12 protein-coding genes are annotated in these 13,432 nt (G+C 34.9%); 11 read left to right on the top strand and 1 reads right to left on the bottom strand.

Translation table 11 applies throughout. The annotated features are described in order from the left end of the window. Positions 1-3: 3 nt before the first annotated feature. Complete coding sequence (hutG, locus tag C7Y47_RS15020; RefSeq protein WP_142509515.1) at positions 4-960, bottom strand: formimidoylglutamase; 957 nt, start codon at positions 958-960, stop codon at positions 4-6. A gap of 140 nt (positions 961-1,100) precedes the next feature. Between hutG and C7Y47_RS15025 the strand changes: the two genes are divergently transcribed. The 11 genes from C7Y47_RS15025 to C7Y47_RS15075 all read left to right on the top strand — a co-directional run bounded on the left by C7Y47_RS15025 (position 1,101) and on the right by C7Y47_RS15075 (position 12,844). Further along, complete coding sequence (locus tag C7Y47_RS15025; RefSeq protein WP_142509516.1) at positions 1,101-1,988, top strand: LysR family transcriptional regulator; 888 nt, start codon at positions 1,101-1,103, stop codon at positions 1,986-1,988. Between the two features lie 803 nt (positions 1,989-2,791). Further along, entirely contained in the window at positions 2,792-4,027 is a 1,236-nt protein-coding gene (locus C7Y47_RS15035; protein ID WP_142509517.1) for an acyl-CoA dehydrogenase family protein, read from the top strand. After that, the gene (locus C7Y47_RS15040; protein ID WP_142509518.1) at positions 4,024-4,800 is read left to right on the top strand and encodes an SDR family oxidoreductase; all 777 of its coding nucleotides are present in this window, start codon (positions 4,024-4,026) and stop codon (positions 4,798-4,800) included. Before C7Y47_RS15035 ends, C7Y47_RS15040 begins: the two co-directional genes overlap by 4 nt. A 12-nt stretch (positions 4,801-4,812) precedes the next feature. Next, the gene (locus tag C7Y47_RS15045) at positions 4,813-5,856 is read left to right on the top strand and encodes a phosphotransferase family protein (RefSeq protein ID WP_142509519.1); all 1,044 of its coding nucleotides are present in this window, start codon (positions 4,813-4,815) and stop codon (positions 5,854-5,856) included. A 503-nt stretch (positions 5,857-6,359) separates the two neighbouring features. Beyond that, positions 6,360-6,569: a hypothetical protein gene (locus tag C7Y47_RS25700; protein WP_255505197.1), complete on the top strand. Its 210-nt coding sequence runs from the start codon at positions 6,360-6,362 to the stop codon at positions 6,567-6,569. 96 nt (positions 6,570-6,665) lie between these two features. Further along, positions 6,666-7,034: a hypothetical protein gene (locus C7Y47_RS25705; RefSeq protein WP_255505198.1), complete on the top strand. Its 369-nt coding sequence runs from the start codon at positions 6,666-6,668 to the stop codon at positions 7,032-7,034. Between the two features lie 883 nt (positions 7,035-7,917). Further along, entirely contained in the window at positions 7,918-8,109 is a 192-nt protein-coding gene (locus C7Y47_RS25710) for a hypothetical protein (RefSeq protein ID WP_366151275.1), read from the top strand. Between the two features lie 26 nt (positions 8,110-8,135). Then, positions 8,136-8,843, top strand: a complete 708-nt coding sequence (locus tag C7Y47_RS15060) for an ABC transporter ATP-binding protein (RefSeq protein ID WP_142509520.1) — start codon at positions 8,136-8,138, stop codon at positions 8,841-8,843. 2 nt (positions 8,844-8,845) lie between these two features. Then, a complete protein-coding gene (locus C7Y47_RS15065) occupies positions 8,846-10,819 on the top strand; it encodes an ABC transporter permease (protein WP_142509521.1) in 1,974 nt (657 codons plus the stop codon). Between the two features lie 87 nt (positions 10,820-10,906). Next, entirely contained in the window at positions 10,907-11,605 is a 699-nt protein-coding gene (locus C7Y47_RS15070) for a response regulator transcription factor (RefSeq protein ID WP_142509522.1), read from the top strand. 3 nt (positions 11,606-11,608) lie between these two features. Beyond that, positions 11,609-12,844 (top strand): HAMP domain-containing sensor histidine kinase, encoded by a 1,236-nt coding sequence (locus tag C7Y47_RS15075; protein ID WP_142509568.1) that lies wholly within the window; start codon positions 11,609-11,611, stop codon positions 12,842-12,844. Positions 12,845-13,432 lie beyond the last annotated feature (588 nt).

Here is a 13,432-nt window from a genome sequence, read left to right on the forward strand (position 1 = left end):
ACCTTATCTCCTAAGTAAGTGATTTAGTGCTTCATATACAAAATAAGCACCTAGTTTAACTGTGCGTCCATTCTCATCCAGTGAAGGATTTACCTCACAAATATCAAAAGAATGTGTATTTGGATGTGAAGTGACTTGTTGAAGTATCGTACGTACCGTTTTTGGATCTAGTCCAAACGGTGATGGAGCACTAACACCCGGTGCAAATGCAGCATTTAGTACATCCATACAAAGTGTTAAGAGAATATAATCATGATTATCCATATATTGCTGAAGGTCATACATGATTTGCGCTTTATTTTCTGGCGTCATATTTTCTTCTAACACATAATTCACATGCAATTCATCGGCCTTATCAAATAGTTCTTTTGTATTGCCGAAACGTTGTATACCTAAAACAAAGTAATCGGCAAGCGCATCCTGTTCTAAAATCTGCCGGAACATTGTACCAGAAGATGGTTGCTCATCGTATGGTCGTAAATCGAAATGAGCATCGATGTTGACGATCCCGATTTTTGCATCTTTAGGTAACGCTGCACGAACGCCTAAATAATGCCCGTATAATGTTTCATGTCCACCGCCAAGCACGACACATTGTATTTTTTTATTTAGCAATGTTTTGACAATTTCGCCGAGCTCATGTTGTGAATCTTCTAATGCGTGGTTAAGACAAAGAACGTTACCAACATCTATAATTTGCTGTTCATCATTAAATGTCCAAGGTAAGCTAGATAGTGATTCACGCAGAGCATTAGGTGCACTTGCTGCCCCTACACGCCCCTGATTACGACGTACACCTTCATCACATATAAAGCCCACAATTCCGGCATGCTGATTATCTGAAGCGCTTACATCATTAATTGGAATTCTTTCCACTTTTTGATGTAAGCGGTAACTACTCGTATTAGTCGTAGAATCTATACGGCCTTTCCATTGTTTTTGATCTGTCATTATATACATATCTTCATCAACCCCATTTCCAATATTATTCTAGTGAAAATATTGTTATGAATAAATTATATATTCACATAATTATAAATGCTAATATATAATTAATATTAATCTATAGATTAAAACTATAAATGTGGGGGGATGTTGCTGTGGATTTTAAACAATTACAATATTTTTTAGCAGTTGTGGACCAAATGAATTTCTCGAAGGCAGCTGAAAAACTGCATATTTCTCAGCCTTCTCTAAGTAATGCTATTAAAAAATTAGAGCAAGAAATTGGCTCACCTTTACTTGAAAGGAATACAAGAAATCTTCAATTAACAGAAGCAGGCGAGCTTTTATATGAACGAGCAAACGTTATATTGAAAAACATGGAAGTTTTAAAAATAGAAATGGATGAGGTTATTGTACGTGGCACAAGTGACATAACGATAGGCGTGATGGAATCGATTAAGCATTGGCTCCCAAAAGTCATTACAGAGTATAAAAAAGAATATCCAGAAATGATGATTCATCTAGTAGATATTTTAGGGAGTAAGCGTGTTGAAAAATCGCTTAAAAGCTATAAAACACATTTAATTATTACAAATCAGATAATGGATGATGAAGAGCTCGAAGTTAACTGCTTATATGAAGAGCGACTTGTAGCCGTTTTACCTTTAAATCACCCATTAGCGAAGAAAGAGAAGTTGACGATCGCAGATTTAAGTGAAGAGCCTTTTATTATTAGTACAGGGGGCTTTCAAACGAGACATGACATTTTAGATGCATTTGAAAAGGCTGGAAAAAACATTAATATCCAATTTGAAATTGAACGTTTTGAAACGGCTGTATCTCTCGTTCGTGAAAATTTAGGCGTTACCATTCTACCAGAAAATTATTTAAAAGGTCCTACAGCTAAAACTATTGTACAAAAAGAAGTAGATTGCCCCAATTTACGACGAAATGTTTATGTGGTGTACTTAAAAAATCGCCATTTACCTTTGGCTATTCGTGAATTGCTTACTGATATTATTGAGATAGGCAAAAAACTTTAGAATATTGAAAGCTTAAATACCACGGTTGATGGATTATGTTAAAAATGAAACTAAGAGAAAAATGATTGTAGAACGTTGATAACCTAAAATAGTTTTGGGATGTTTCGTGAATTCTAAATATATATGAAAGGTGACAATATGAGAAAAATAGTAATTGGTATTCTAATAGTCTGTTTATACTGTTTTCCTTATTGTTTATTTTTCAATGTACCAAGATTTAGCTAACCGATCAATGCTCAGCTACTTATTGATCATTGTAGTGACTTCACTTCTTGCTTTTCTTGGGAACTTAATTCCTTTTATTATCGGCAATATTGTATCGGCAGTTATGTCCTTTTACTTTATCGGTAGGATGGAAGACAAGCTAGGGGCAGGATGGGATAGTGGTTATATTAGTAATTGTGAGTATTTTAATTTTAATCCCTCAGTTTTTCGCTATGAAGTTAGCTAATGGACACAAAAATAAAGTTAAAGATTAAATTAAGTGAGATGAGTAACTTCAATGAATGAAAAGTTACTCTTTTTTTGATGAAGTGCACATTGCGATAAATAAACTCAATCGACGCTATTGTGGTTTGAAGATACATATTATGGCAAAATAGTGTTTTAACTTGTATTTTTTTATTGTAATGAGATTTTCTATCCCTAAAAACACTGCCTTAAGTATGAATTTTCTCTATAATTCAAATTTTTGTTTAATAGACATTGATTTACAAGAAATATAGCGGTAACATTTAATGTAAGAATAATAATGAATATTCATTCATTTGTCATTTTGATGTTCAAATAAAGGGGGCTTTTTTATGAATTTTTCTTATAGTGAAAAAGTAGTCGAATTACAAGAGAAGCTGACAAATTTTATGGAGCAGTACATTTATCCAAATGAGGCAGTGTTTGCTGCACAGGTAGAAGCAATGGAAGATCGTTGGGGAGCGATCCCACCAATTATGGAGGAATTAAAGCACAAAGCACAAGAAGCGGGCCTATGGAATTTATTTTTGCCAGATAGTGAATACGGTGCGGGATTGACGAATTTAGAATATGCACCTTTATGTGAAATAATGGGACGCTCTTTACTTGCCCCTGAAGTGTTTAATTGCAATGCGCCAGATACGGGAAATATGGAAGTACTTGTGCGTTACGGCTCAGAACAGCAGAAAAAACAATGGCTAGAGCCGTTACTACGTGGAGAAATACGTTCTTGCTTTGCAATGACTGAGCCTGCAGTAGCGTCTAGTGATGCAACAAATATCGAGGCAAGTATTGAACGTGATGGTGATTATTATATTTTAAATGGACATAAGTGGTGGACAACAGGAGCTGGAGATCCTCGCTGTAAAATCGCTATTTTTATGGGGAAACATAAAGATACTACAGCACCTATTCATGAGCAACAGTCGATGATTCTAGTGCCGATGGATACGCCAGGAGTAAAAATAGAGCGTATGCTTACTGCATTTGGCTATGATCACGCACCAGAAGGACATGGTGAGGTGACGTTTACGAATGTTCGAGTACCTGTTGAAAATATTTTGTGGGGAGAAGGCAAAGGCTTTGCGATTGCACAAGGTCGTTTAGGGCCAGGTCGTATCCATCACTGTATGCGTCTGATTGGAGCTGCTGAACGTGCATTAGAGGAAATGTGTGTGCGAGTAAGTGAGCGACACGCTTTCCATCGACCACTCGCAGACCAAGGTGTAATGCGTGAGCGTATTGCAGAGTCCCGTATTGATATTGAGCAAGCAAGACTGTTAACGCTTAAGGCAGCGTATATGATGGACACAGTTGGGAATAAAGAGGCGAAAGCAGAAATTGCCATGATTAAAGTAGTGGCACCGAATATGGCATTACGAGTGATAGACCGAGCGATTCAAGCATTCGGTGCTGCTGGAGTAGGGCCTGATACGACGCTTGCAGCACAATGGGCAAATTCCCGTACATTACGATTAGCGGATGGACCGGATGAAGTGCATCGTAACACAGTCGCCAAGTTGGAGCTAAAGAAGCATGCCAAAAAACATGAGGAGCTGGTGAAATGACGGTACTAGATTTATTTAGCTTAAAGGGGAAAACGGCTATCGTAACAGGGGGAGGGCGTGGTCTTGGCGCTCAAATTGCACAAGGCTTTGCCGAAGCAGGTGCCAACGTTGTACTTTGTTCAAGAAAGGTTGAGGCATGCGAAGAGGTAGCGTCAGAATTAGCTGAATTAGGTGTACAAACATTAGCGCTTGCTTGTGATGTGACAAAGCCAGAGGATATCGCGAATGTAGTGTCAAAAACGCTTGAAACATTCGGTCAAATTGATATTTTAGTTAATAACAGTGGGGCGTCTTGGGGTACTCCAGCTGTTGAAATGCCATATGAGGCCTGGCAAAAAGTCTTCGATGTTAACGTCAATGGTACATTTTTAATGACGCAAGCTGTCGGCAATATAATGCTAGAACAAAAGAGCGGGAAAATTATCAATATCGCTTCGGTTGCAGGGCTTGGTGGTACATTACCTGATTTCATGGATACAATTGGCTATAACGCAAGTAAAGGTGCGGTCATTACTCTAACAAAAGATTTAGCCGTAAAATGGGGGCCATATGGCGTCAATGTAAATGCGATTGCCCCAGGATTTTTCCCAACAAAAATGTCAAAAGTTTTAATTGAGCGCGGACAAGATTATTTAATGGGCGTGACGCCGTTAAAACGTTTAGGAACTGAAAATGACCTAAAAGGCGTTGCATTATTTTTAGCCGCGGCTGCCTCAGATTATATTACGGGGGACGTCATAGTTGTAGATGGCGGTATGAGTTCAATCATTTAAGGGAGGGGTACAATGGATACGATACAAGTAAGGGCAAGTGAACGTATTGATGAAGTGAAATTACATTCATTTCTAAAGAGTCAATTTCCAGAGTTACCAGAAGGGAAGCTAGAAATTTCACAGTTTAGTGCCGGACATTCAAATTTGACTTATTGCCTAAAAGTAGGCGAATTTGAAGTTGTTCTTCGTCGACCTCCACATGGACCAGTCGCCAAAAAAGCCCATGACATGAAACGTGAGTTTACGATTATATCTGCATTACATCCATTTTTATCTGCTGTACCAAAACCTTATGTTTACGTTGAAGATCGAGAGATTATCGGTAGTGATTTCTTTTTAATGGAACGCAAAAAGGGTATCGTACTCGATACTCATTTTCCACCTGGAACTGAAAATACGGAGGATTTAGGACGGCTCATATCAGAAAAGATGGTTGATTCACTTGTTGCTCTTCATGCAATACCATATAAGGAAACGAAGCTAAAGGACATGGTAAAGCCAGAAGGGTTTATGGAACGGCAGGTACATGGATGGATTGAGCGCTATGACAAAGCGAAAACGGCAGAGCATGCTGAAGTAGCGACATTGACAAAGTGGTTAAAGAATCGAGTACCTTCTAATCATGAAGCAACCATTATTCATTATGATTACAAGCTTAATAACGCCATGTTTACAAGCGATTTCTCAGAGATGATTGGTCTTTTTGATTTGGAGATGACAACTGTAGGGGATCCATTAGCAGATTTAGGTGTAGCCATGAGCTATTGGATGCATGCAGATGACCCAAAAATGCTACTATACGCATTTGGAGAACCGCCAATAACGACTTTACCAGGGTTCTACACACGTCAAGAATTCATTAATCGATATGCAGAGAAAAGCGGGCGTGATGTTTCAGCCATCGATTATTATATTACATTTGCCTACTTTAAATTAGCTGTAATATGTCAGCAAATCTATTATCGATACGTGAATGGTCAAACAAAAGACGATCGTTTTGCACAAATGGATAAAATGGTAGCTGCACTAATTCATCAGGCTTCCAAGGCACTATAAACTATGGTGAAAATGACGGTTGCTTGTAAAGCAGCCGTCATTTCATGTTGTTAAAACCTTTTTCTGTCAATGAAATTAAGGTGTCAAATTATATAAGGTAGGATCCTTCCCTACCAAAATAAGAAATGATCAGATTTTAGGCGTGGTTATACATAAAAAATACTATTTACATACTTACCCATTTGACTTCTTAAGAATGAACGTTAATGTTAGGATGGGTTTATTTTGGGGAGTAGTTCTTGCATTGTTAGTTGGCTTATATTTTGGCTGTTCTTCTTAAACTCCCAGGAAAGAACTTAATCATCTTTTATTTCTGTGGTGAAGAGCTGAATTTTGCGGTTCATGGATGGCTAACGGAGGCTTTCCGTGAAGATAATTGAGTTGCATAGGCACCTCTTTTTTTCTTATTGAACTACCGAAGTATGTTACTTTAAGAGGGCAAAAATAACAAAGTATTAAATTTATATACAGTTAAGTTTTTAGTTGTGCAAGGAGGGAAAACAATGATTAAACAAATAATTCAAAATTGGAATCAGTATTGTAGAGATGGAAATTTTGTTGGCATAGGTTCTACAAGAAAAGTATATAGAGTTTTGGATTATGTAATAAAAGTGCATTTGCATCCAATCGGTTATAAACAATCAAAAAATGAATTAGAAATTTATACTTCAATGGCTGATAAAGGTTTCGGCCGATTATTCGCCCAGACATAATATGTTGATGAATTCATTTCTGTACAAAAATATTGCAAACCTTTAGAACTAAAGAATAATCAGTCCTATGAGGTGAAAGTTGAAGAAAACCGACGCTTGATCCCTAATTTGTTTGATGAGGTTTTAGAAATATTAGATAAAAACTTCGACTGCTTTGATTTAATAGACAGTAGTAATTACGGTTTAAACAATTATGGTAAACTTGTTTTTATCGATTATGGTATGACAAAGAAATTATATGAGAAAGAGTGGGTTCCATTAGCAGAAGAGGGCATACTTCCGCAAATACATTTTGACTTTTGCATAGTTTGTGGATTAGAAAAGGAACTACGTATATACGGAGATGATGACAAGACAAACGTTGTTATGATTGTGGTAAGGAATAAGGAGAATCAGTATGTCGGAAAGTTGAAAGAACGTAATTATCTTTCATTTTCTGTGGATTTACACGACATGGATGGCTAACGGGCGCAAGAGTTCAAGATCAAGCTACGTCAAAGGAGCTTTTCTTATTGAGCTAAGTTAAGTTGCAACAGCTACCCTGTAAATTAATAGACTTAGATTATAAAAGGATTGACAATAAAGCGTGTGTTGCCAATCCAATAGCTGCATAATTGAAGAAGACTAGCCAAGCTAGTCTTTTTTTCTATGTTTTTTGATTGGTAGTGAATTATAAAGACCTAATAAAAACTATAAGAAATATCCTTTTATGTTTGGATAATAGGAATACTTTCTAGCTTCGAAGGTTGTTAACATCTACAAAAGCGCTTTCAATCCTAATTCCTCCTGCAGTAAGTATATTTCCATTTCCTAACACAGGAAAAAGTAGCTATTCTTACAAATGAGTAAGAATAGAAAATAAGTAGTTAGATAACAGTTATTCAAATATAAAGAATATCTAGTCTATAATTTAGACAGCGAGTAAAGAAGGAGGAAGAAAGTTTTATAGGCATAGAATTCGGAGTAAAACGTTCCACCACAACCGGCCAATGGAATAGTAGTTATCGGCACGGAAAAAGATGTGAATAAAGTTAAGCAGGAATATAAATATAAAACCGAACGAACTGTTGATTCAAAGCGAAGTGCTTAGTAACAAAAAAGGTGAATCAAAAGAAAGTATATTGTTATTAATACAGCTGAACAATTTATTAGGAAAGGAATTATTAGAGCAAGAGAAGAACCAAACAGTGTGTCTACCATTTCAGACCCTGTTCATGAAATTAAAGAATAATCCGGTTCACTAAATTTGTTCTATTCTATATGTGATTATGATTTGGTAGATTGCCAAATAGATTTGAATGGACAAATGATACCTGTACATTATGTTAAGAATCACGGATATAGCCCAATGGATTTTGTTATTCTAGATGACCAAAATTATGATGAGTTAACTGAACCAGATTCCTTTATTACACTGCTTCCAATGGCTAATAAATTTGATTATAAAGATAAAGAAGAAGTAGAGGGAATTTTTGGCACAATTAAGAAAGCTTATCCAGATAGCAAAGACAAAGTGAATTTTGTAGACATACAAGATTGAGTTTTAATGAAAAGAGGTTGGTTTATATGGAAGTTGTACGTATGGAGAATATAGTGAAAAGTTATGGGGAAGGCAATAACAGGGTAGATGCATTAAAAGGAATTGATCTTTCTATTCAGCAAGGCGAGTTTGTCTCAATCGTCGGTGCTTCTGGTTCTGGAAAAAGTACACTGCTACATATTTTAGGTGGATTGGATCGCCCTAGTTCTGGGAAGGTATTCATTGGGGATAATGATATTTATAAATATTCAGATAATGAACTTTCAGTATTCAGAAGAAGAAAAGTTGGGTTCATTTTTCAATTCTTTAATTTGATACCAGTATTAAATGTCCAAGAAAATATTGCTTTACCTACGTTATTAGATAGTGAATCTATAGATAGGGAGTATTTAAATGAAATTATTAATATCCTGGGGCTTCAAGACCGTAAGGATCACTTACCTTCCGAACTATCTGGAGGGCAACAGCAACGGGTTTCAATCGGCAGGGCGCTTATTAATCGTCCGCATTTGATACTTGCTGATGAGCCTACTGGTAATCTAGATACTCGAAATACGAAAGAAGTTATGGATTTATTAAGACTCACGGCGAAAAAATACAATCAGACCATTGTAATGATTACTCATGATCTAAATATTTCATCGGCTTCTGATCGGATCATCACAATACAAGACGGCGAAATCATTTCAGATAAACGGCTAGCTACAAAAGAATCAAAGGCTGGGGATGAATGAATTTGATCAACAGTTATAAACAATTAGGTAGCAGGTATTTAAAGGGGAATATGAAAAGAACGATTTTGACCGTAATTGGAATCGTACTTTCCGTAGCGTTAATTTCAACTATTGGTCTGTATATGAAAGGATCTCAACTCTCTCTAATTGAGAACATTAAGAAATTAAACGGTGTTTCTTTTCATGTTGGTATTTCAGATTACGATGAAGAGATATTAAATAAAATCAGATATAATCCCCAAATTGAATCGTTTGGTTTAATGTCTGAAGGGGACATCTTTCCACTTGGAGAGGTTTCTGTGCAAATGAATTTCGCGGATCATCACGCTTTAAACTTTCTAACCTACAGTCTACTGGATGGAAAATTACCAACCAATGCTCATGAGGCAGCTATCGATTCCTGGTTAATTCCTTCTATAAAAAAAGATCTTCAATTAGGTGATTCATTTGAACTGGATGGAAAAACATATCAACTGGTAGGTTTACTGAAAAATAATGATTCTACACAGAAAGATAAAATGGGGCGATTATTAACGTATAAAAGTGAGTTTGCTATTGGAGAGGGAAGAATATTAATAGAAATTAACCAGAAAGCAGACTTAAACGAGGTTTTAGACGAATTAAACTCAATTACTGAAGACAATAACATTGCTATTAATACTGATTTGATTCGAGCTTTGAAACCGGAATCGGATCAATCGATTTTGGCTATTCTAGTAGTTGTAATTAGCATTGTTGTAATTATGACAATTGTTGTTATTTACAACACTTTTCAAATCAGTGTCGTAGAACGAATGAAGCAGTTCGGATTGTTGAGAAGTATCGGTGCTACACGAAAACAAATTCGACAAATTGTTATGAAAGAAGCTTTTGTGTTAGCTATCATAGCCATACCAATCGGCATTATATGCAGCTTATTGGCACTAGCTATTCTCCAAACCATTTTCTTGATTTTATTAGAAGATGGTCCAGATGTATTCAATATCGATTGGCAGATATTATTGATTAGTTCGATTATTACGCTGATAGCCGTATTAGTATCCAGTTATTACCCTGCTTTTTTTGCAAGCAGAATATCACCATTGTTGGCAATTAGCAGTAGATTGTCAATAAAAAAAGAGAGAATCAAAAAACAAAATAATAAGGTGCTAAGAAAACCTTTTTCATTCCCATTAAGTATGGCCATTAAAAATGTAAAAAGAAATAAAAATCGTTATGTCGTTACTATTTTATCAATCATTATAAGTAGTGTATTGTTTATTACTTTTTCAACTTTAATGAACATCGCATTAACATCCAAACTTGTGAACGATCCGTCCGAATCGGATCTTACAATCTATCTACAAGAAGAAAATAATGTTTCTTCTAAGAATCCGGAAGTTTTAGATCATTTAAAGTTGATTAAAAATGTATCCGAGGTTTCCGAACAAGACTTAATTTTTAAAATTGAATTGAAGGATACAACTCAATCCCTAGCGACTGTTGAAGACATCCAGAAGACTATTGGAAAAAAACACTCCATTATAGTGGTCAATAACTTTGAAGAGAATAAAGCCAAAAATGAAGATGTTCTCATCATCAAAGTTCTTGTCTATGCTTTTATTGTGGTCATTTCTTTAATCGGTAGTTTAAATATCTTCAATACGATTACTATAAGCATCTTGGTTAGGCGAAAAGAACTGGCTGCACTAAAATCCATAGGTATGTCCCAAAAGGATTTGAAAAAAATGATTACATATGAAGCACTGATTTACGGTTTTTCTGGAAGCTTGCAAGGTATATTTTTCGGTTGTATACTTTCATATATTATTACGTATAATGCTACTTCCGGTTTCTTGAAAGCAGAATGGTCGATTCCTTATATTGCTTGTTTTATTACGTTTGTTGCAGCTTTATTAATCAGTTATTTATCTGTTCTGCTACCGCTGAGAAGAATCCGACAGGATAATATTATAAATACGATAAGAGAAGCATAATACCAAAGGCCTGGCTATTGATATAGTCAGGCTATTCTGATTTGATGGTAACTGCTAATATAGAGTGAGAGGAAGGAGAAGATATACTTGAATAAAATATTACTTGTAGAAGACGATGAAGCTCTCGGTCTAGCCATTGAATTTTCATTAAGAAATGAAGATTATGAGGTGATTAGAGCTACTAGTGTAAAAGAAGCGAAAAGCCAATTTAATGATAATATTTTTGACTTGGCTATCTTAGATATCAACCTTCCGGATGGAAATGGTTATGACTTATGTTTGCACTTCAAAAAACAAAATCATGCAACAGCTATTATATTCTTAACAGCTTTGGATGAAGAGGCAAATGTAGTAATGGGACTAGATATTGGCGGAGACGATTATATAACAAAGCCTTTTCGGGTTAGAGAACTTATGTCGAGAGTAAAAGTACAATTACGTAAACAAGCTAGATTGGAAGAAGTTTCAATGATTTTAATATCTGAAAATATAAAGGTGGATATGAACCAAGTAAAGGTCTATAAAAATCAAGGTATTGTTCCATTAACAACCTTAGAATATAAGCTTTTGTTAACTTTTATGAAAAACGCTCACAAACTATTAGAAAGAGATGAAATCCTACTGAAAATAACAGAAGAAGATGATGTTTTTTTTGGTGAAAATACGTTATCTGTATACATAATGCGTTTAAGAGAAAAAATTGAAGATGACCCCAAAAATCCACAGTTTATCATTACTAAAAGAGGATTAGGATATCATTGGGATAAGGATGTGAACCGAGAATAGATGATGAAAAATACCGAATTGAAAGGTTATATGATAATACTGGTGGTTTTATTTTCTCTATTTATCGTTTATCAGTTAATTTCACATCAAATATTTTACAATCATTTAAAAACAGATTCTATTACAGCTTGGGGAGAAATTACCGCTAAATTGATTGAACAAAATCCGGAGAATGAAGCAGAAATTATGAAAGTCTTTACAAGTAATTCTTCTGATTCAAGTAAGTATCAGGAGAAAGGGAGAGAAATCTTTAGGCAGTATGGATTATACGAAGATTTGGAGACGAAACTTTTTCCACTTTTAAATAACCATATTTCTAGCTTTAATCAAACAATACTTTTGGGAATGATTTGTTTCGGATTAATACTGTTTCTGGCAAACTATATACAATACAAGATTATTTTCAATAAAATTAAGCAACTTACATCAACTGCTAAGAAAATAATTGATGGAGATTACTCGGTTACAATAAATGAAAATAAAGAAGGAGAAATCGCCAAATTAGCTGTTTCATTCCGCTCCATGAAAGACATCATTAGAAAAAATATGAAGGATTTACTTGTAGAGAAGGAATTTTTAGGACGAATGTTGCAAGACATATCCCATCAATTAAAAACGCCACTTTCAACTATATCAATCTATAATGAAATGTTATTGATTGAAGACTTGCCCCGTCAGAAACAAGTTCAATTATTGCAAAATAATGAAATTCAAATCTCCAGAATGAATGTTTTAATTCAAAACTTGTTAAAAGTAGCGAAAATTGATGCCAAAGCAATTTCATTTAATAAAGAACCGTTAAACTTGGTGAATACTATTAAAGAAGTTTTGAATCGTTTGGAAAATATAATTAATGAAAGGGATTTGTCAATTGACTGGGACGGTACGGAGGAAGTAGTGATTATCCACGATAAATTATGGATGCAAGAAGCTTTGATGAACTTGCTAAAAAATGCGATTGAGCATTCTAAACCTGGTGAGAAAATCACACTTCAAGTCATGGATACACCGATTTATACAGAGCTCGTAATTCAAGATTTTGGAGAAGGGATTGCTGCTGAAGACTTACCACATATTTTTAATCGATTCTACAAAGCAAGCACTTCTAAAAAACATGATTCTACAGGGATTGGCTTGGCTTTAACAAAAGCGATTATTGAAGCTCATCAAGCTTTGATTAAAGTTGAAAGTGTGAAAAATGCTTATACAAAGTTTACAATTACCTTTATAAAATTTTAAAATGTTTTATATCTGAATCAGTTTTTAAGGTTGTAGTCGATCCGTGCAAAAACCATACAAAGTTTTCTACATGATTATACATTGTGACTTTACATAACAGAAAGGCAGTAGTAACAAGGAACAAGTCCTTGTTACTACTGCCTTTTTTATGAATATTATTGATAATTCAAATCTTCCAACCTATCCGTTTAGTTTTTAGAAGAAATCTAAGAGTTGCTGAGAAATAATTAGGTTGAGTGGATTCTATTATCGTTATAACTTAGTAAGATAATATTTCAAATTGTAAGAGAACAGTTATTCATTTAAACAAAGAAAATTTATATCTTTAAAATGAAACAATTGGACAAAAGCGAGGTAAATAATAGGACTTTTGAAGAAAAATTACAAGCATATCAGAACTTTTGGTATAAGTCGATTTGCATCTTCAACTACTGAGTATAAGCTAAGAGGGGGTATAGAAAAGAACACAATATAAAAAATTAGGTAGAGAGAAGGACCTGCTGAAATACTTTAGTTGATAATCGAATGTACAGTTCAAAGAATATTTGAAAAGGAAGGAGAAGTTTTATAGGGATAATTTGTCATATT

This window comes from Lysinibacillus sphaericus (assembly GCF_006864135.1).
In the GTDB taxonomy this organism is placed as follows: domain Bacteria; phylum Bacillota; class Bacilli; order Bacillales_A; family Planococcaceae; genus Lysinibacillus.